Genomic DNA, 19,291 nt, shown 5'->3' with positions numbered 1-19,291 from the left:
CATCGTCAATTCGGCGTCGGTGGCGGGCCTGGGGGCGGCGCCGAAGATGAGCATCTACGCCGCTTCCAAGCATGCGGTGATCGGCCTGACCAAGTCGGCGGCCATCGAGTACGCCAAGAAGAAGATCCGGGTCAACGCGGTGTGCCCGGCGGTGATCGACACCGACATGTTCCGCCGGGCCTACGAGGCAGACCCGAAGAAGGCCGAGTTCGCCGCGGCCATGCACCCGGTGGGACGCATCGGCAAGGTCGAGGAAATCGCCAGCGCCGTGCTCTACCTGTGCAGCGATGGCGCCGCCTTCACCACCGGCCATGCACTGGCCGTCGACGGTGGTGCCACGGCCATCTGAGCGATATCGCCGCCCTGGCGACCCAGGCGCCGGGGTGATGATGGAATCGACCTCCAGCGTTCTGAAAACGACCTCTAGCCTGGTTTTTGCCACTATTGCGACACCAGAGGCTTGTGTGTCGGTGCACGCCGTTGCCACCCTTCGAAAAAAAACCATGGCCTTGCAGCCATTGGGGACTTGAGGGGAGTTCGCAGCATGACGACGGCCGCAAGTGGACGCTTTGCCAACCTGGGCATGGCCAAGAAACTGGGGGTGGGCTTCGCCCTGGTGTTGCTGTTGACGGCCCTGGTGGCCGGCATCGGCCTCTGGTCCCTGCAAACCGTCAGCCAGCGCTTCGAGGGCCTCAAGCGCATGTCGCAGCTCAACAGTGGCGTGCTCAAGGTCCGGCTGCTGGAGCAGGGTTATGCGCTGCAGGGTGACAACCAGGGCGCCGATAGCCTGCGCGAGAACCTGGATGCGCTGCTGGGCCTGGCCCGCCAACTCCAAGAGCAGGGCAATCCGGCGGCCATGGGCCAGGTCGACGGGATGCTGGCGGACTATCGCCAGGCTTTCGATGGATTCGTCGAGCTGACCCAGGCCAAGGACCTGGCGCTGGAGATGGCCAGTTGGTCGGTATCCAGCGTGGCCAACAACCTCGACGTGCTGCAGGCCGGCCTGGCCGACGACGGCGCCTATGGCCTCAAAGAGTCCCAGGGCAAGGAGGGCGCCGAGTTCATCGAGCAGGCCAACCAGATCAGCCAGGTCTCGCGCTTGATGTTGCAAGCCATGAACGAGGCCCGGGTGCGCCTGGACCAGAACCGCAAGGGCAGTGACCAGGAGGCGGCCGGGCAGGGCAAGATCGAACAGGCCGAGCAGGCCCTGGCCCTGGTGGAACAGCTGAAGGCCAGCGTCAAGGATGCCGGTTACCAGACGGTCCTCAACGAGGTCTCGGGGCACATCGGCAACTTCAGCGAGAAACTCAACGAGTACACCGACCTGCTGGCTCAGGAAAAGCAGGTCTACCAGCGGTTGCACGAGCGTGCCGCCCAGGTGATGCAGCAGGTCGACCAGGCCTATGCCGCCCAGGACCAGGCGATGCAGGAGGAGCTGGCGAAGAACTCGTTGCTGATCCTCGGGTCCTCGGCCCTGGCGCTATTGGCCGGGTTGCTGGCGGCGCTGGGCATCACCCGGCTGATCGTCCGACCGCTGCGCAGCGTGATGCAGGTGGCCCAGCAGATTGCCGCCGGTGACCTTCGCGCCACGGTGAGCGTGACCCGGCGCGACGAGATTGGCCAGTTGATGCAAGCCATGCAGCAGATGGGCAGCGGCTTGAGCGGTATCGTCAGCGGCCTGCAATCCGGGATCGAGCGCCTGGCCAGCTCGGCACAATCGCTGTCGGCGGTGACTGAGCAGACCAACCTGGAAGTCAGCACCCAGAAAGAAGAGACCGAGCAGGTGGCCACCGCCATGAACCAGATGACCGCCACGGTTCACGATGTGGCGCGCAATGCCGAGGAGGCGGCCCTGGCAGCCCAGGCGGCGGACGACAAGGTCGAGAGCGGCCAGCGGGTGGTGCGCCAGAGCATGCAGCGGATCGAGCAACTGGCCGACTCCGCGAACCAGGCCAGCAGCGGCATCCAGAGCCTGAGCGCGGAAATCGACAACATCGGCAGCGTGCTGGATGTGATCAAGAGCGTGGCCGAGCAGACCAACCTGCTGGCCCTGAATGCCGCCATCGAGGCGGCCAGGGCCGGTGAGCAGGGACGTGGGTTCGCGGTGGTGGCCGACGAAGTCCGGGCGCTGGCCAAGCGTACCCAGCAGTCCACCGAGGAAATCGCCCGCCTGGTGGCGACCCTGCACGCCGCGGCCGATGCGTCGGTGCGACAGATCCAGGGCAGTGGGGAATTGGTCAAGCAGGCGGTCAGCGATGCGTTGCAGACCGAGAGCGCCCTGGGCAGCATCGCCGCGGCGGTGTCCCTGATCCAGCAGATGAACCAGCAGATCGCCGCGGCGGCCGAGCAGCAGAGTTCGGTGGCCGAAGAGATCAACCGCAGCGTGACCAGCATCCGCGCCAGTGCCGATCAGTCTTCGCAGGCGATGCAGGGTAATGCGGCCTCGAGCATCGAGCTGGCGCAATTGGGGAGCGAGTTGAAATCCATGGTGGGGCATTTCCGCCTGTAGCGGCGGGGAGGGCGGTGTCGCGCTACGCAGGTGCCCGGCACGGGGCCGGGCACCTGCGGTCGATCAATCGTAGATGACCTTTTTCTTCCAGTCGGCGTCGGCTTCCACTTCCTTGAGACCCTGGGTCAACTCGTTGACCTCATCCTCGGCTGGCTCCAGGGTCGACAGCACCATGGCGTTGGCGCGGGCCAGGAGCTTGTCCAGATACTCCAGCTGCTCGCTGTAGGCTTTGGGCTCCGGCTGCTTGCGCAGGTACTGCACGCCGCGTTCGAAGGCCAGGCGGGCCTGGCCTGGCTGGTTCTGCTGCAATGCGTATTGCCCCAGGTTGTTGAAGAACTCGATGTGCAGCAGGACCAGGATATGGCGGATCTCCTTGATCCAGCGCTTGGCTTCGTTGGGCTGCAGGAAACCGTCGTGGGCGGCGCGGGTCACCTGGCCATGCATGGCCTCCAGCAGAAAGCGCACGTCCTTGGCCTTGGCTTCGGTCTGGATCGGCGAGGGCGGGTTGTTCACTGGAATCGACTCGCCCTGGCCCACCAGGGTATTGAGCTCGGCCAGGCGGGCCTTGAGCTTGGTGTCGGATTTGTCGAGGTTGAGCATGCGCTGCACGACGTTGAGTTCCAGGCGAGTCAGCAGCAGCTTGAGGCCCGGCGACATGAACTGGCCGGGGAAGGTTTCGGTGATTTCGCCGCAGCGGCGCAGGCGGTCATTGAGTTCGACCTTGGTGCGGGCCTTTTCCAGTTTGTTGTTTTCCACCACATGGTTCATGTAGCCAATGGCGATCAATAGTGCGATCCCGGCTAATACCAGCAGGGTGATCATGAGTGGTGTCACCGTTAAAACCTCGTTATAGGATTTCGCGTGCGAGTGTAGTGGCTTGGCATTTGGGCGCATAGCGCCGCTCGACGAGCCGGGACGGATTGTGCATGTGCCTTCTGTCTTCTATTAGGCATAGCAGAGCAGGGCCGGAGGTGGCCGCTGGGTTCAAATTGATATCACCGGCTGCGAGGACTATAACGCCTTGGCGGATGACAGAATATAGGCGTCAAAGCCCAGACGGCAGAAAAGCCCGTAGGGACCTGAAAACAGCCTCGAAGTCATTGATTTAAATAAAGTTATATCTGGGGGTTGACGACCTTCCAAAGCATCCATAGAATGCGCGCCACTTTCAGCGGAAAGCAAAGCGCGAAACGCTGAAGGGAGTGAATGTTGTAGCGTGTCCCCTTCGTCTAGTGGCCTAGGACACCGCCCTTTCACGGCGGTAACAGGGGTTCGAGTCCCCTAGGGGACGCCAATGCGGGAATAGCTCAGTTGGTAGAGCACGACCTTGCCAAGGTCGGGGTCGCGAGTTCGAGTCTCGTTTCCCGCTCCAGTTTTAAACGGTCTGGCCTTCGGGCGGGGCTGAGTGAAACCAGAGTCCAGGTCTTCGGATAGGGTTCTGGAATCCGAAACACACAACATGTGTTCCGGGTAGCGTGTCCCCTTCGTCTAGTGGCCTAGGACACCGCCCTTTCACGGCGGTAACAGGGGTTCGAGTCCCCTAGGGGACGCCATTTGCGGGAATAGCTCAGTTGGTAGAGCACGACCTTGCCAAGGTCGGGGTCGCGAGTTCGAGTCTCGTTTCCCGCTCCAGTTTTAAGCGGTCTGGCCTTCGGGCGAGGCTGAGTGAAACCAGAGTCCAGGTCTTCGGATAGGGTTCTGGAATCCGAAACACACAACATGTGTTCCGGGTAGCGTGTCCCCTTCGTCTAGTGGCCTAGGACACCGCCCTTTCACGGCGGTAACAGGGGTTCGAGTCCCCTAGGGGACGCCATTTGCGGGAATAGCTCAGTTGGTAGAGCACGACCTTGCCAAGGTCGGGGTCGCGAGTTCGAGTCTCGTTTCCCGCTCCAAATTCACAAGAACGCCGCTCATTCGAGCGGCGTTCTTGTTTGCGCGTCATAAAAGCCTCGCCACCACGTTGGTTTATCGCGTGCCCTAGTCCGGGGCTCCAGCGGCCTGCAGCCATGCCGGAAAATGATATTTGATTGATCGAATATGGTATTGAACCCAATGGCGCCGCGACCTGGTTTCTCCATCGAAACCAGCTTGCCCTTGATTATAAAAATAAAGGTACGCGTCGATGCCCCCCGGAGCGCCCTCGGCCATCACCGCCGAAAGTCGTGGCGGCAACCTGACCGACAGCATCATCATCCTTGGGGCCTTCCCTCCTGTTCAACCAGGTCAACCAACCCTTCGCCAGCGAACGTACGTCGCTCATCCACGCCATGGAGCAGCCTGCCGGGCCCTGAATGACGCTTGGGCTAGCCTGCTGTGATCTCAGGTTGCCGGGAGCAGAGGTAGGAACATGGTGCGCTTGATCGCCACGCAGGAAACCAATCGGATCGCCGCCAACTTCCTGTGCCATTTGGGTCGCTGCCTGCGGGACTTTGCCCCGGCGTTCGACTGGCCGGCGGCGCTGCACCTGAACGGCACCAGGCAAGTGCGCGACGGGCGGGTCGAGGTGATCCTCGATTCGCCCCTGCGCCCGAGCAATAGCCAGGGCTTGCAGGAGGAATGGCTGGCCTCCACCTGGCACTGGATCTGCCAGCGCCTGCCCGCAGTCAGCGGCAGTCGGGAGCTGCGCCTTGAACTGGATTACCCGGCGCCGGCCTACAAGGCGCTCTATGGCGAGATCTTTCCTGGGCGGATCGAGTTTTCCCGGCCCTGCACCCGATTGTCGTTTCCCGAAGCCTGGTACGAATTGCCGTTTCCGGCGGCCAACCCCTCTATGTCGCGCCTGTGTCATGAACAATGCCTGCTGGTCATGGCCCAGCTCGATGGCAACAAGAGCGATCTGATCGATGAGGTGCGGCGCCGCTTGCTGATGAATCCCCAGCGCGAGTTTGCCAGCCTCGAGGCCATGGCCGAACGGTTCAGGGTGACCCCGGTGACTTTCTACCGGCACCTGGCCAGGGCCGGGGTCAATTACCGCACGGTGGCCCTCGAGGTGCGCATGGGGCTGGCCAGGGAGTACCTGGAGAAGACTCGTATTCCCTTGCGGAAAGTTAGTTACACCCTGGGTTATGACTATCCGCCGAACTTCTACCGAGCGTTCAAGAAGTGGTTCGGCATGACCGCCCAGGAGTGTCGTTTCGGCCTGGAACAAGTCGCTCGTTGATCAACTGGCGGGTTGCCGCCTAATGATATTCGAATGCCGGGAGATGATATTGAGGGCACGTTGGGGTTGATGGATCTTGTTCGCTCGATATCCCTGGCGAAGGTGTCCACATGAGCCGCGACAAGAACAACAACTTCAAGTCGAGCCACACCGGGCATGGCACCGCAAAATCCGACACGGTATTCATCAACGGCAGTATCTACACCGTCGATGAACGACAACCCTGGGCCGAGGCGGTGGCGATAAAGGACGGGGTCTTCGTCGCGGTAGGCAGCAATGCCCAGATCCAGGCGCATGTCGATGAACACACCCCCGATGCATGCCCTGGTCCGCGCCTATGGCGAAGGCGTGTGGTACCAGACCGCGAGCGGGGTGGTCGGGACCCAGTACGTGCACGTCTGCGAACATCGCCTCGATGCCCTCAAGACCCTGGATCATGCCGGTGACTTGACCTTGCGGGTGGAGGCGGCGATCAGTTGGCAAGACGATATCTTCCCGGTCAGGCGGCGTTGGGAGTTGCTCGCCGGCGAGCGGCACTTCTATCGCAGTGCCCGCTTGAATGCCGGCGCGGTGAAGTTCCACTTCGACGGCACCCACGAGACCCAGACCTCGTATTTCGCCACGCCCTACAGCGGCGCCGGGCAGTGGCGCGGCAGCCTGAACCTGACCCCGGAGCACATCACCGACCTGGTGGTGGACCTGGACCGCCAGGGCATCCGCGTGATCGTCCACTGCACCGGCGATGCGGCGTCGGATATTTGCCTCGACGCGGTGGCCGAGGCCCGGGCGGCTCAGAGCGAGAGCAGCAAGCGCCCGGCGAGCAGCAGCAAGATCAGGCCCATGCCGCGTTCGAACCAGTGACCCAGGCGCATGAACAGCGAGCGCACCCGGGCGCTGGAAAAGAACAGCGCGACGATGACGAACCACACGCCGTTCACCAGGCACATCCAGGCGCCATACAGGGCCTGGATGCTCAGTGGCGTGCTGGCGCTGACCAGGGTGGTGAAGATTGCCAGGAAAAACAGGGTCGCCTTGGGATTGGTCGCGTTGGTCAGGAAGCCGGTGACGAAGGCCCGGGCCGCCGTCGGTTGCGGCTCCTGGTCGGGCGAGTCGCCGGGCAGGGCGGACTTGGCCTTGCTGCGCAGCAGGCTGAGGCCCAGGTACAGGATATAGGCGGCACCCAGTAGCTTGGCGGCGTTCAGCAACCAGGGCGTGGCATGCATCAGGGCGCCGACCCCCAACAAGGTATAGAGCACGTGGACCGAGATGCCGGCGCCGATCCCCAGGGCGGTACAAGTGCCGATCATGCGGCCGAAGCGCACGCTCTGGCGGATGGTGACGGCGAAGTCCGGCCCGGGGGCGAGCACGGCGAGAAAGTGAACCACTGCCAGGGCGGCGAATTCACCGAGATAGGTGGACAGCATGGAAGCTCCGTGAGACAGGTTGAAGGGGCGAGGGGTCAGGCCAGGTCGTAGCTGACCGAGAGCACGCCCTTTTTTTCCGTTACCGATTCAATGCGTACCTGGCCCAGTTCCCGCAGTCGTTGTACATGGGTGCCTCCGCAGCCAAAGGCCGGCAACGGGCCGAAGCCGACCTGGCGCATGCCGTCCTGCAGCTCGATGCGGCGCTGCAAGTCCGCGCTTATCCATTGCTCGATGGCGCTGTGCACCAGGTCGGCATCGATGGCCTGTGCTACCGGCCCCGGCTTGAACGACACCCGGCCTTCGCCCGGCCAGTGGTGGGCCTTGACCGGTATCCAGCCCTGGCTCTGGCCGAAGTGGCCGATCAGGTGCCCGGCCGAGTGCATGCGGCTGTTGAACAGGCGTGGGTCCGGGTCCACCCGGGCGATAAAAGAACCGGGCTCCAGGGGCTGGGACAGCTGGTGCAGGATCCGTTCGCCCTCCTGCAGCACCCGCAATACCCGGGCCTCGCCAATCCAGCCGGTGTCGCTGGGTTGGCCGCCGCCCTGGGGATGGAACGGCGTGGCGTCGAGGGTGGCGATGAACGAGTCGTCCACCTTGGTGCAATCCAGGGCTTGCACCGGGGCATTCAATTCATCGTCTTGGAAATACAGGCGCAGCGTCATGGTCGAGACCTTGCAAGTGAGTGTTTTTTTATTATGTGGCGGCCTCGATTGCGTGATAATCCGTTCGAAACTCAATGGACTATTGCGTCATGAGCATAAATCTATCCCTGCCTTTGCTGGCCGAAATGGCCATTTTCGTCCGCGTGGTGGAGACCGGCAGCTTCTCCGAGGCCGCGCGCCAGCTGGGCTCTTCGCCTTCGGCGGTGAGTCGCAGCGTTTCGCGCCTGGAGAAGGCCCTGGCCACCCGTTTGCTGCAGCGCACCACCCGCAAGCTGCGCTTGAGCGACGGTGGCGAGGAAGTGTTCAAGCGCTGCCGCGAGATGGTCAGCGCGGCGCGTTCGGTGATGGAGATCAGCGGCCAATTCACCCACGAGGCCGAGGGCGTGGTGCGGGTCAGCGTGCCCAAGGCGGTGGGGCGTTTCGTGGTGCACCCGCACATGCCCGAGTTCCTGCGGCGTTATCCGAAGGTGGATGTGGAGTTGCTGCACGAAGACCGGGACGTCGACCTGATCGACGATCATGTCGACCTGGCGATCCGCATCACCGACCGGCCGCCGCCCGGGTTGATCGGCCGCCAGTTGCTGCGCATCGACCATCTGTTGTGTGCCACGCCGCAGTACTTGGCGGAGCACGGCACGCCGGGCCATCCCCAGGACCTGCGCCAGCACAGTTGCATCTACCTGGGCGAGACGCCCAGCGACGCGCGCTGGAAGTTCACCCAGGGCAGCAAGGCGGCCACCGTGGCGGTGCGTGGGCGCTACGCCGCCAACCACACCGGCGTACGCCTGGATGCGGTGCTGCAACACCTGGGCATCGGCAGCCTGCCGTACTTCACTGCGCGCCATGCCCTGGAGCAGGGCTTGATCGTGCAGGTACTGCCGGAGTGGACCTTCCTGGCCTCCTACCACGGCGGCGCCTGGCTGCTGCACTCGCCGACCCGCTACCTGCCGCCCAAGTTGCGGGTGTTCATCGATTACCTGGTGGAGTGCCTGGCCAAGGAGCCAACCTTGGGCCGGCCGGGCAGGGCACCCTAGTCGCCGGCAAACCGCGCCCATGAAAAAGGCCCGCCGGTGCAACCGTGCGGGCCTTGATGACGCCAAGCGTATCGATCAGTGCTTGCTGTCCTGGTCGGAGAGCGCCAGCAGCTGTTTTTCCTGGTTCCAGTCGAAGGGCTCGTCGTTCTGCTCGGCCTCGTAGCGGCGCTCCTCGAGGGTCTGGTACAGGTCGATTTCCTCGTCGGGCATGTAGTGCAGGCAGTCGCCAGCGAAGTACCACAGCAGGTCGCGCGGCACCAGGTGGGCGATCTGCGGGTAGCGTTGCATGATCTGGCACAGCAGGTCCTGGCCCAGGTACTGGCTTTCGATCGGATCGATCGGCAGCGAGGCGCGCAGTTCATCGAAGCGCTCCAGGAACAGCGCGTGGCTTTCTTCGGGAACCTGTTCGGCTTCTCCCACGGCCACCAGGATGCTGCGCAGGTGGTCGAGCAGGACGAGATGATCGGCGACGGCGTTGGACATGACAGGGTCCTCAAGAGCAAAACGGGCGCGGGAGTATATAGCCCCCACGCCCGGTTTCATAATCGACCAGCCCAAGGGCGGTCGCTTAGCGGGTCTTGCCTTCGCTCAAGGTCAACTCTTCCTTGGCGAAATCATCCACATCGATGACTTTGCGCCGCGCTGCTTCGGCCGTGTGCAAGCTTTGCGCCTCGGCTGCCTGCAGGACACCGGCCTGCAATGCTGCGTCGATGATCGACTCGCCGGGGGCGGGTTTGAACTGGCCGCTTTTCAGCGCCTCGTGCAGACGCTTGTACTGTGGGTGCGCGGCGCTGAGCCGTTCGCAGGCATGCTGCAGGGCGCCCACCGGATCGTCCGCCGCTTGCGGGCGGTAGCAACCTTCCAGCACCGCTTCCAGGGCCGGGTCGCCCTTGGTCCGACCGATGATCGCCGCCACTTCGGCGTCCAGGCGATCCGAGGGGCCGGCATGGCGCCGGCCGAAGGGAAACACCAGGACCCGCAGCAGGCAACCGAAGGTGCGGCTGGGGAAGTTGCGCAGCAGTTCTTCCAGGGCCCGTTCCGAGTGGCCGAGGCTTTCTTCCATGGCCCAGGCCAGCAGCGGTTGCAGGTATTCCGGCGAGTCCAGGTCGTGGTAGCGCTTGAGCGCCGCCGAGCCCAGGTACAGGTGGCTCAGCACGTCGCCCAGGCGTGCGGACAGGCGCTCGCGGCGCTTGAGTTCGCCACCCAGGAGCATCATCGACAGGTCGGCGAGCAGGGCGAAGGCCGCGGCCTGGCGGTTCAAGGCGCGGAAGTAGCCCTGGCTGAGGCTGTCCCCCGGGGCTTTTTCGAAGCAACCCAGGCCCAGGTTCAGCACCAGGGTGCTGGCGGCGTTGCTCACGGCGAAGCCGATGTGCTTGAGCAGCAGGGCATCGAACTCCTTCAGGGCCTGGTCGTGGTCCTCGCGCCCGGCCAGGGCCATTTCCTTGAGCACGAAGGGATGGCAGCGGATCGCCCCCTGGCCAAAGATCATCAGGTTGCGCGACAGGATGTTGGCGCCTTCCACGGTGATGAAGATCGGCGCGCCCTGCCAGTTGCGGCCCAGGTAGTTGTTGGGCCCCATGATGATGCCCTTGCCGCCGTGCACGTCCATGGCGTGGCCGATGCATTCGCGGCCGCGCTCGGTGAGGTGGTACTTGAGGATCGCCGACAGCACCGAGGGTTTTTCCCCCAGGTCCACGGCGTTGGCGGTGAGCATGCGCGCGCTGTCCATCAGCCAGGCATTGCCGCCGATGCGCGCCAGGGCTTCCTGGATGCCTTCGAAGGCCGCCAGCGGCACGTTGAACTGCTCACGTACCTGGGCGTACTGGCCGGTGACCAGGCTGGTGAACTTGGCGGCGCCGGTGCCCACTGCCGGGAGCGAGATGGAGCGTCCCACCGACAGGCAGTTCATCAGCATCATCCAGCCCTTGCCGAGCATGTCCCGGCCGCCGATGAGGAAGTCCAGGGGGATGAACACGTCCTTGCCGGAGTTGGGACCATTCATGAAAGCGGCGCCCAGGGGCAGGTGGCGACGGCCGATTTCCACCCCGGGGGTGTCGGTGGGGATCAGGGCCAGGCTGATGCCCAGGTCCTCTTCGGCGCCCAGCAGGTGGTCCGGGTCATAAGCCTTGAAGGCCAGGCCCAGCAGGGTGGCGACCGGCCCCAGGGTGATGTAGCGCTTTTCCCAGTTCAGGCGCAGGCCGAGGGTTTCCTGCCCTTGCCACTGGCCCTTGCAGATGATCCCGGTGTCGGGCATGGCGCCGGCGTCGGAGCCGGCCAGCGGGCCGGTCAGGGCGAAGCAGGGAATGTCGTCGCCCCGGGCCAGGCGTGGCAGGTAGTGGTTGCGCTGTTCGTCGGTGCCGTAGTGCAGCAACAGTTCGGCCGGACCCAGGGAGTTGGGGACCATGACCGTGGACGCCAGGTCGCCGCTGCGGGTCGCCAGCTTCATTGCTACCTGGGAGTGAGCATAGGCCGAGAAGCCCTTGCCGCCGTACTCCTTGGGAATGATCAGGGCGAAGAAACCATGCTCCTTGATATGCGCCCAGGCCTCGGCAGGCAGGTCCATCTCCTGGCCGATCTGCCAGTCGCTGACCATGGCGCAGAGTTCTTCGGTGGGACCGTCGATGAAGGCTTGTTCTTCCTCGGTGAGCCGGGCCTTGGGGTAGGCCAGCAGGGTGTTCCAGTCTGGACGCCCGCTGAACAACTCGCCATCCCACCACACGGTGCCGGCGTCGATGGCGTCGCGCTCGGTTTGCGACATCGGCGGCAGGACCTTCTGGAACCAGTTGAACAGCGGGGCGCTGAAGTGCTTGCGCCGCAGGTCGGGTAGTAACAGGGGCGCGGCCACTGCCGCCAGGAGCACCCAGCACACCAGCAGCAACCAGCCGGGAGCGTGGCTGAAGAAGCCCATGGCCAGCAGGTAGACGGCCACCGCGCCCAGGGCGGGCAACGGCGCGGTGCGGCGGTGTGCCAGATAGGCGATGCCTGCCAACAGAACCAGTATCCACAACAACAGCATATTCAATCCTCCATGAGGCCAGGGACCCGAAGCACCTTCAGAGCTTAGCCGGCGTGCGACCAAGCAGGGGCCCGGGGCAGTGCGGGGCAGGCTGGCCTGGCCGGTGAACGTCGGCGGCACGTTCGGTCCGGATGGGTGAAGCAGGCCATGATCTTTGGCCGAAACGTCGTTATCTCCTTGCTGGATGCCCCTATAGACTCAGGGTTCACCTGGAGGTCATGTCCATGCACGAGTACCTGCGTCCCAGCCGCTTCATCGATAGTGACCACCCTGCGGTGGTGGAGTTCGCCGAATCTCATCGCGGTGTCGATCGTGATCCCCGGCAGCAGGCGGTGAGCCTCTACTACGCGGTACGCGAGGCCGTGCGCTACAACCCTTATACCTTCAGCCTCGATCCGGGAACCCTGCGCGGCAGCCATGCCCTGGCCACGGGGGAGAGCTATTGCGTGCCCAAGGCGACCTTGCTGGCCGGTTGTGCACGGCATTGTGGGATTCCTGCCCGGATAGGCCTGGCGGACGTGCGCAACCATCTCTCGACCCCGCGCTTGCTGGAATTGTTGCGCAGCGACGTGTTCGCCATGCACGGCTATACCGAGCTGTACCTGGACAGGCGCTGGGTCAAGGCCACGCCGGCGTTCAACCAGGCCCTGTGCGAGCTGTTCGATGTGGCGCCGCTGGAGTTCGACGGCGTGCAGGACAGCGTGTTCCATCCGTTCAACCGCCAGGGCGAACAGCTGATGGAGTACCTGGTGGACCATGGGCAGTTCGCCGATGTCCCGGAGCACTTCTTTTTCGACCACCTGAAAAAATGCTATCCGCATCTGATCGGCCAGCCGCAATTCACGGGACTGGGTGATATGCACAGCGATTTGAGTCGCGGCTGATCAGGCGTAGACTGCCCCGGCATTCATTACCGAGGGATGGTCATGTTGAAGATTTGGGGACGCAAGAATTCATCGAATGTCAGGAAGGCGCTGTGGTGCGCCGAAGAGCTGGGGCTGGCCTATGAGTCCCTGGATGCCGGCGGCGCCTTCGGCGTGGTGGACACCCCCGAGTACCGGGCGCTGAACCCCAACGGGCGGATCCCGATGATCGAGGACGAAGGCTTCGTGCTCTGGGAATCCAACACCATCGTGCGCTACCTGCTGGCCCGGCACGCCGCCGACACCCACTGGTATCCGGCCGACGTGCAGGCCCGCGCCAGTGCCGAGAAATGGATGGACTGGACCACCTCGACCTTCGCCGATGTATTCCGTCCCCTATTCTGGGGGGTACTGCGCACCCCTCCGGCCGAGCAGGATTGGGTGCGGATCGACGCCGCCAGGGACACCTGTGCCCAGTTGCTGGAGCGGGTCGACCAGGCCCTGGCGGACCAGCCTTACCTGTCCGGCCAGGAGATCGGCATGGGCGATATCCCCCTGGGCAGCTTCATCTACGCCTGGTTCGAGATGCCCATCGAGCGTCCGCCGCTCCCTCACCTGCAGGCCTGGTACCAGCGGCTGGCAGCGCGCCCGGCCTACCGTCGGGCGGTGATGACCGCTTTGACTTAATACCCACTATCGATACGCATGACTGTACTTGCAGGGCGCCGGCCCGCAACATGGCGGGCGCCCGGCAAAGTTGCAATCGGCCCGGCCTGCCCTTACCTATAAAACTTCCCCTTCTTGGTGCATGAATCCGATATGAGTTCCGCTCTGTCCATCCGGCAGCTAACCAAAACCTACGGCAACGGTTTCCAGGCCCTGAGTGGTATCGATCTGGACGTCGCCGAGGGTGATTTCTTTGCCTTGCTCGGTCCCAACGGGGCCGGTAAATCCACCACCATCGGCATTCTCTCGACCCTGGTGAACAAGACCAGCGGCACGGTGAATGTCTTCGGCCATGACCTGGACCGCCAGCCGGCCGCGCTCAAGCGCAGCATTGGCGTGGTGCCCCAGGAGTTCAATTTCAACCAGTTCGAGAAGACCTTCGACATCGTCGTGACCCAGGCCGGCTACTACGGCATTCCGGCGAAGATCGCCAAGGAGCGCGCCGAGCAGTACCTGACCCAGCTCGGCCTGTGGGACAAGCGCGATGTGCCTTCGCGCTCGCTGTCCGGCGGCATGAAGCGCCGGTTGATGATCGCCCGGGCCCTGGTCCACGAGCCGCGCCTGCTGATCCTCGACGAGCCGACCGCCGGGGTGGACATCGAGCTGCGCCGCTCGATGTGGAGCTTCCTTACCGAGCTCAACCAGAAGGGCATCACCATCATCCTCACCACCCATTACCTGGAAGAGGCCGAGCAGCTGTGCCGCAACATCGGCATCATCGACCACGGCACCATCGTCGAGAACACCAGCATGCGCCAGTTGCTCAGCCAGCTGCATGTGGAAACCTTCCTGCTCGACCTCAAGCATGACTTGCATGTGGCCCCGCAGCTGGCCGGCTATCCGACCCGCCTGGTCGATAGCCATACCCTGGAGGTCCAGGTGGACAAGGTCGTGGGCATCACGGCGCTGTTCAGCCAGTTGGCGCTGCAGAACATCGAGGTGTTGAGCCTGCGTAACAAGACCAACCGACTTGAGGAGCTGTTCGTGTCCCTGGTGGAGAAAAACCTGTCGAAGGTGGCGGTATGAGTTCGGAGTTCAAGCCCAACCTGGTAGCGCTCAACACCATCGTCTACCGCGAGATCAGGCGCTTCACCCGGATCTGGCCGCAGACCCTGCTGCCGCCGGCCATCACCATGGTCCTGTACTTCGTCATCTTCGGTAACCTGATCGGCCGGCAGATCGGCGACATGGGCGGCTTCACCTATATGGAGTACATCGTGCCGGGGCTGATCATGATGTCGGTGATCACCAACTCCTACGGCAACGTGGTGTCGAGTTTCTTCGGCAGCAAGTTCCAGCGCTCCATCGAGGAATTGATGGTGTCGCCGGTTTCGCCCCACACCATCCTCATCGGCTACACCCTGGGCGGCGTGTTGCGCGGGCTGATGGTGGGGATCATCGTGACCTTGCTGTCGTTGTTCTTCACCAAGCTGCAGGTGCACCACCTGGGGGTCACCGTGCTGGTGGTGGTGTTGACGGCCACGATCTTCTCGTTACTGGGTTTCATCAACGCGGTATTCGCGCGCAACTTCGACGATATCTCGATCATCCCGACCTTCGTGCTGACGCCGCTGACCTACCTGGGCGGGGTGTTCTACTCGATCAACCTGTTGCCGCCGTTCTGGCAGACCGTGTCCCTGGCCAACCCGGTGCTGCACATGGTCAACTCGTTCCGCTACGGCATCCTCGGGGTCTCGGACATCAGCATCGGCACGGCGATCAGCTTCATGCTGGTGGCCACCGCGGTGCTCTACATAGGCTGCGCCAGGTTGCTGGTGAGCGGGCGTGGCATGCGCCAGTAGGCAACGGCCCCATCAACAACGACAACGGCCTCCCTCGGGAGGCCGTTGTCGTTTCTAGCGCCGCTGCAGCTTGCGCCGCTGCCATTGGCGGCCGACCCACCAACGCCAGTACAGCATGGTCAGGCAATAGGCCAGGGCGCCCAGGGCCAGGCCGGCCACCACCGAACCCAGGAGGAAGGGTTGCCAGAGGGTGGCCAGCTGGCTGCTGATCCATTCCCAGGTGAGGCTGTCGGGCAGGGTGCGTGGCGGTACGTTCATCAGCCAGGCTCCTAGCTGATAGGTGCAGAAGAACACCGGCGGCATGGTGATCGGGTTGGTCAGCCATACCAGGCTGACGCTGATGGGCATGTTGCCCCGCAACCAGATGGCCAGCACCGCGGCCAGCAGCATCTGCATCGGGATCGGGATGAAGGCGGCGAACAGGCCCACGGCCATGGCGCGGGCCACGGAGTGCCGGTTGAGGTGCCAGAGGTTGGCGTCATGCAGCAAGGTGCCGAGAAAGCGTAAGGACTTGTGTTCCCGGATGCTGGTGGGATCTGGCATGTAACGTTTGAATAGGCGCCGGGGCATAAGGCTTCTCGGTCGGGTCAAGCGGCAATTATGGCTGGATTGTAAACAGGGCAAATTCAGACATTGTGACAAATGATAAAGCCGTGGCCGGCCGTCCTCGGCTAAGCCAAGGGTAGGGCTCGTCATGGATGGATTGGCTGATGCGAACAGGGATGCTGGGCTTGGCCGCGGGGCTTCTGGCGCTGGGGTTTCTGCCGGCCTTGCCGCCGCTCTGGTGGTTGCTGCCGGTATGGCTGCTGGCCGTGCTGCTGTTGCCGTTTCGTACACATCCGGTGGCATTTTTCCTATTCGGTTTCAGTTGGGCCTGTGCCTCTGCACAGTGGGCGCTCGACGATCGCCTGGCGTCGCGCCTGGACGGCCAGACTCGCTGGCTGGAAGGGCGGATCACCGGCTTGCCGGAGGTCGGGGCGCAGGTGGTGCGGTTCGAGTTGCAGGGGGCCCAGGCCCGACGCGAGCGCCTGCCACGGCGAATTCGCGTGAGCTGGCGTGACGGGCCGCCGGTCAAGAGCGGCGAGCGCTGGCGCCTGGCGGTGACGCTGCGTCGTCCCGTGGGGCTACTCAACGTCCAGGGGTTCGACTACGAGGCGTGGCTGCTGGCTCGGCGTATCGGCGCCATCGGTACGGTCAAGGATGGCCAGTTGCTGGCGCCGGCCCAGGGCGCCTGGCGCGACCGTTTGCGCCAGCGCTTGCTGGCGGTACAGGCCCATGGCCGGGGCGGAGGGCTGGCCGCATTGGTGATGGGGGATGGTTCCGGGCTGACGCGCGAGGACTGGCAGGTGTTGCAAGACACCGGCACCGTGCACCTGATGGTCATTTCCGGGCAGCACGTCAGCCTCCTGGCGGGGGTGATCTACCTTGCCGTGGCGGGGCTGGCGCGGCTAGGCGCCTGGCCCGCGCGTTGGCCCTGGCTGCCGTGGGCCTGTGGCCTGGGTTTTCTCGGGGCGTTGGGCTACGGGTTGCTCGCAGGGTTCGACGTGCCGGTGCAGCGCGCCTGCGTGATGGTGGCCCTGGTCCTGCTCTGGCGCCTGCGCTTCCGTCACCTGGGCAGTGGGTGGCCGCTGCTGCTGGCGCTGGATGCGGTGCTGTTGCTCGAACCCCTGGCCAGCTTGCAACCGGGGTTCTGGCTGTCGTTCGCGGCGGTGGCGGTCCTCATCTTCACCTTCGCCGGGCGGCTGGGGGCCTGGCGCTGGTGGCAGAGCTGGACCCGCGCCCAGTGGCTGATAGCGATCGGCCTGCTGCCACCGATGCTGGCCCTGGGCCTGCCCATCAGTCTCAGCGGTCCGCTGGCCAATCTGCTGGCGGTGCCCTGGGTCAGCCTGCTGGTGTTGCCGCCGGCTTTGCTGGGGTGCCTGTTGTTGCCCCTGCCGGTGGTGGGCGAAGGTCTGTTGTGGTTGGCCGGTGGCTTGCTGGAGGGGCTGTTCCGGGTGCTGGGTCTGATCGCCGGGTGGTGGCCGGCCTGGGTCGCGCCGCTGTTGCCCGGCTGGATCTGGAGCCTCGCCAGCCTGGGGGCGTCGTTGCTGTTGCTGCCGCCCGGCGTACCGTTGCGGATCCTCGGCTGGCCGCTGCTGCTGTTGGTGGCCTGGCCGCCGCAACCGCGAGTGCCCTTCGGCGAGGCCGAAGTCTGGCAACTGGATGTGGGCCAGGGATTGTCTTTCGTCCTGCGTACCCGCAGCCACGCGATGCTGTACGACGCAGGTGCCCGTAGCGGCGATTTCGACCTCGGCGAGCGGGTAGTGGTGCCGACCCTGCAGCGCTTGGGCATCCGCCAACTGGACCTGATGTTGCTCAGCCATGCCGATAACGATCATGCCGGTGGCGCCCTGGCGGTGCAGCGGGCCTTGCCGGTTCGCCTGGTGCGTAGTGGCGAGCCCGAGGCTTTGCCGGCCATCTTGCAGGCCATGCCGTGCGAGTCCGGGGTGAGCTGGCAATGGGATGGCGTGCGTTTCAGCCAGTGGCAATGGGCCGGGGCGCGCGATGGCAACCAGGCTTCTTGCGTATTGCAGGTCGAGGCCCGGGGCGAGCGCCTGCTGCTCACTGGCGACATCGATATCCATGCGGAACAGGCTTTGCTCCAGGGCCCGCTGGCGCAGCGGACCCATTGGTTGCAGGCGCCACACCATGGCAGCCGGACCTCTTCGTCCATGGCCCTGCTACAACGGCTGGCGCCCGATGCGGTACTGGTTTCCCGGGGCCGGGGCAATGCCTTCGGTCACCCGCACCCGCAGGTGGTGGCGCGTTACCGGAGCCTGGGCGTGGCGCTTTATGACAGTGCCGAGCAGGGCGCGCTGAGGTTGCGCCTGGGGGCTTTCGCGCCGCCCTACAGCGTGCGCGAGCAACGGCGGTTCTGGCGTGAGCCGGTAACAATGCCTTAAATAACCGTGGGTTATTAAAGCCTGGAAACATGCGACATCACGGTCTTCGGTGCGTCCGGCCCCTATGTTAGAGTGGCGCACTTTTTCGAGGGGGCTGTCACTGTGTGGGAATTGGTCAAATCCGGCGGTTGGATGATGCTGCCGATCATCCTGAGTTCCATCGCTGCCGTGGGCATCATTGCCGAGCGCTTGTGGACCCTGCGGGCCAGCCGTGTGACCCCGCCCCACCTCCTGGGCCAGGTCTGGCGCTGGATCAAGGACAAGCAGCTGAACAAGGACAAGCTCAAGGAACTGCGTGCCGATTCGCCCCTGGGCGAGATCCTGGCCGCGGGCCTGGCCAACTCCAAGCATGGCCGCGAGATCATGAAGGAATGCATCGAGGAAGCGGCGGCCCGGGTCATCCACGAGCTGGAGCGCTACCTCAACGCCCTGGGCACCATCGCTGCCATGGCGCCGCTGCTGGGCCTGCTGGGCACCGTGCTGGGCATGATCGATATCTTCAGCTCGTTCATGGGCTCGGGCATGACCACCAACGCCCATGTGCTGGCCGGTGGTATCTCCAAGGCCCTGATCACCACCGCCGCGGGCCTGATGGTGGGGATCCCCTCGGTATTCTTCCACCGGTTCCTGCAACGCCGGGTCGATGAGCTGGTGGTGGGCATGGAGCAGGAGGCGATCAAGCTGGTGGAAGTGATCCAGGGCGACCGCGATGTCGACCTGGCCGGGGGCGCAGCGTGAAATTCCGTCGCAAACCCCGGGAAACCGTGGACATCAACCTGGCATCGCTGATCGATGTGGTGTTCATCCTGCTGTTGTTCTTCGTGGTCACCACCACCTTCACCCGGGAAACCGAATTGCGTGTCGACCTGCCCGAAGCCGTCAGCGGCTCGCCGGCCGAGGACCAGCAGATCAAGCAGCTGGACATCGCCATCAGCGCTGACGGGGTGTTCTCGGTGAACAACCAGGTATTGCCCAAGAACGACCTGGCGACCCTGATCGAGGCCTTGCAGAAGGAATCCGCTGGCGATACCAATCTGCCGCTGTCCATCAGCGCCGACGGCAAGACCCAGCATCAAGCGGTGATCACTGCCATGGACGCGGCCGGCAAGCTCGGTTTCAGCCACCTGCGCATGACCACCGTCGAGGCGGCGCC

Annotated in this window: 17 protein-coding genes, 6 tRNA genes and 2 pseudogenes; 19 read left to right on the top strand and 6 right to left on the bottom strand. The window is 64.2% G+C overall.

The window, feature by feature from the left end:
- The 3 genes and pseudogenes from ACK6AU_RS27255 to ACK6AU_RS27245 form a co-directional block, all read left to right on the top strand.
- Window positions 1-349, top strand: a 349-nt coding sequence (locus ACK6AU_RS27255) for an SDR family oxidoreductase (RefSeq protein ID WP_409302583.1), incomplete at its 5' end; no start/stop codon positions are given.
- A gap of 195 nt (window positions 350-544) precedes the next feature.
- Window positions 545-1,648, top strand: a pseudogene (locus tag ACK6AU_RS27250) (HAMP domain-containing protein); the annotation flags it as partial.
- Window positions 1,628-2,509, top strand: a complete 882-nt coding sequence (locus ACK6AU_RS27245) for a methyl-accepting chemotaxis protein (RefSeq protein WP_409302587.1) — start codon at window positions 1,628-1,630, stop codon at window positions 2,507-2,509. The pseudogene ACK6AU_RS27250 and the gene ACK6AU_RS27245, both read left to right, overlap by 21 nt.
- A 63-nt stretch (window positions 2,510-2,572) precedes the next feature.
- Here ACK6AU_RS27245 and ACK6AU_RS27240 read toward each other — a convergent pair whose 3' ends face one another.
- The gene (locus tag ACK6AU_RS27240) at window positions 2,573-3,331 is read right to left on the bottom strand and encodes a hypothetical protein (RefSeq protein ID WP_409302585.1); all 759 of its coding nucleotides are present in this window, start codon (window positions 3,329-3,331) and stop codon (window positions 2,573-2,575) included.
- 396 nt (window positions 3,332-3,727) lie between these two features.
- On the opposite strand from ACK6AU_RS27240, the gene ACK6AU_RS27235 reads away from it, so the two are divergent.
- The 8 genes and pseudogenes from ACK6AU_RS27235 to ACK6AU_RS27200 form a co-directional block, all read left to right on the top strand.
- Window positions 3,728-3,803, top strand: a tRNA-Glu gene (locus ACK6AU_RS27235).
- Window positions 3,804-3,805: 2 nt separating this feature from the next.
- Window positions 3,806-3,881 (top strand) — tRNA-Gly (locus tag ACK6AU_RS27230).
- 105 nt (window positions 3,882-3,986) lie between these two features.
- Window positions 3,987-4,062 (top strand) — tRNA-Glu (locus tag ACK6AU_RS27225).
- A gap of 3 nt (window positions 4,063-4,065) precedes the next feature.
- Window positions 4,066-4,141 (top strand) — tRNA-Gly (locus ACK6AU_RS27220).
- Window positions 4,142-4,246: 105 nt separating this feature from the next.
- Window positions 4,247-4,322, top strand: a tRNA-Glu gene (locus ACK6AU_RS27215).
- A gap of 3 nt (window positions 4,323-4,325) precedes the next feature.
- A tRNA-Gly gene (locus tag ACK6AU_RS27210) sits at window positions 4,326-4,401 on the top strand.
- Window positions 4,402-4,856: 455 nt separating this feature from the next.
- Complete coding sequence (locus ACK6AU_RS27205) at window positions 4,857-5,669, top strand: helix-turn-helix domain-containing protein (RefSeq protein ID WP_409302581.1); 813 nt, start codon at window positions 4,857-4,859, stop codon at window positions 5,667-5,669.
- 297 nt (window positions 5,670-5,966) lie between these two features.
- Window positions 5,967-6,482 (top strand): annotated as a pseudogene (locus ACK6AU_RS27200) (amidohydrolase family protein); the annotation flags it as partial.
- Here the strand turns inward: ACK6AU_RS27200 and ACK6AU_RS27195 are convergent.
- Complete coding sequence (locus ACK6AU_RS27195; protein ID WP_409302579.1) at window positions 6,461-7,093, bottom strand: LysE family translocator; 633 nt, start codon at window positions 7,091-7,093, stop codon at window positions 6,461-6,463. The pseudogene ACK6AU_RS27200 and the gene ACK6AU_RS27195 overlap by 22 nt on opposite strands.
- Window positions 7,094-7,128: 35 nt before the next feature.
- Window positions 7,129-7,755 carry an alanyl-tRNA editing protein gene (locus ACK6AU_RS27190; RefSeq protein WP_185699484.1) on the bottom strand — a complete coding sequence of 209 codons (627 nt, stop codon included), beginning with the start codon at window positions 7,753-7,755 and terminating at the stop codon, window positions 7,129-7,131.
- A gap of 89 nt (window positions 7,756-7,844) precedes the next feature.
- On the opposite strand from ACK6AU_RS27190, the gene ACK6AU_RS27185 reads away from it, so the two are divergent.
- Window positions 7,845-8,789 (top strand): LysR family transcriptional regulator, encoded by a 945-nt coding sequence (locus ACK6AU_RS27185; RefSeq protein ID WP_185699485.1) that lies wholly within the window; start codon window positions 7,845-7,847, stop codon window positions 8,787-8,789.
- 75 nt (window positions 8,790-8,864) lie between these two features.
- Here the strand turns inward: ACK6AU_RS27185 and ACK6AU_RS27180 are convergent, their stop codons facing one another.
- Window positions 8,865-9,272: a PA2817 family protein gene (locus ACK6AU_RS27180; protein WP_409302576.1), complete on the bottom strand. Its 408-nt coding sequence runs from the start codon at window positions 9,270-9,272 to the stop codon at window positions 8,865-8,867.
- Between the two features lie 85 nt (window positions 9,273-9,357).
- Window positions 9,358-11,805 (bottom strand): acyl-CoA dehydrogenase, encoded by a 2,448-nt coding sequence (locus ACK6AU_RS27175; RefSeq protein WP_409302574.1) that lies wholly within the window; start codon window positions 11,803-11,805, stop codon window positions 9,358-9,360.
- A gap of 224 nt (window positions 11,806-12,029) precedes the next feature.
- Between ACK6AU_RS27175 and ACK6AU_RS27170 the strand changes: the two genes are divergently transcribed.
- The 4 genes from ACK6AU_RS27170 to ACK6AU_RS27155 all read left to right on the top strand — a co-directional run bounded on the left by ACK6AU_RS27170 (window position 12,030) and on the right by ACK6AU_RS27155 (window position 15,196).
- Window positions 12,030-12,689: a transglutaminase-like domain-containing protein gene (locus ACK6AU_RS27170; protein WP_409302572.1), complete on the top strand. Its 660-nt coding sequence runs from the start codon at window positions 12,030-12,032 to the stop codon at window positions 12,687-12,689.
- 42 nt (window positions 12,690-12,731) lie between these two features.
- Entirely contained in the window at window positions 12,732-13,355 is a 624-nt protein-coding gene (locus ACK6AU_RS27165; protein ID WP_185699489.1) for a glutathione S-transferase family protein, read from the top strand.
- Between the two features lie 132 nt (window positions 13,356-13,487).
- Window positions 13,488-14,420, top strand: a complete 933-nt coding sequence (locus tag ACK6AU_RS27160) for an ABC transporter ATP-binding protein (RefSeq protein WP_185699490.1) — start codon at window positions 13,488-13,490, stop codon at window positions 14,418-14,420.
- Complete coding sequence (locus ACK6AU_RS27155; protein WP_185699491.1) at window positions 14,417-15,196, top strand: ABC transporter permease; 780 nt, start codon at window positions 14,417-14,419, stop codon at window positions 15,194-15,196. The genes ACK6AU_RS27160 and ACK6AU_RS27155 overlap by 4 nt, the downstream gene beginning before the upstream one ends.
- Before the next feature lie 54 nt (window positions 15,197-15,250).
- On the opposite strand, the gene ACK6AU_RS27150 is transcribed toward ACK6AU_RS27155, so the two are convergent.
- Window positions 15,251-15,766: a DUF2062 domain-containing protein gene (locus ACK6AU_RS27150; protein WP_031321234.1), complete on the bottom strand. Its 516-nt coding sequence runs from the start codon at window positions 15,764-15,766 to the stop codon at window positions 15,251-15,253.
- 140 nt (window positions 15,767-15,906) lie between these two features.
- Between ACK6AU_RS27150 and ACK6AU_RS27145 the strand changes: the two genes are divergently transcribed.
- The 3 genes from ACK6AU_RS27145 to ACK6AU_RS27135 all read left to right on the top strand — a co-directional run.
- Complete coding sequence (locus tag ACK6AU_RS27145) at window positions 15,907-18,138, top strand: DNA internalization-related competence protein ComEC/Rec2 (RefSeq protein ID WP_409302568.1); 2,232 nt, start codon at window positions 15,907-15,909, stop codon at window positions 18,136-18,138.
- Between the two features lie 102 nt (window positions 18,139-18,240).
- Window positions 18,241-18,876, top strand: coding sequence for a MotA/TolQ/ExbB proton channel family protein (locus ACK6AU_RS27140; protein WP_185699493.1), 636 nt, complete (start codon window positions 18,241-18,243; stop codon window positions 18,874-18,876).
- A partial coding sequence (locus tag ACK6AU_RS27135) for an ExbD/TolR family protein (RefSeq protein ID WP_409302566.1) occupies window positions 18,873-19,291 on the top strand: 419 nt, incomplete at its 3' end. The genes ACK6AU_RS27140 and ACK6AU_RS27135, both read left to right, overlap by 4 nt.

The organism is Pseudomonas sp. KCJK8993 (assembly GCF_046230915.1).
Classification (GTDB): domain Bacteria; phylum Pseudomonadota; class Gammaproteobacteria; order Pseudomonadales; family Pseudomonadaceae; genus Aquipseudomonas; species Aquipseudomonas piscis.
This window is presented reverse-complemented; position numbering and strand designations above follow the sequence as displayed.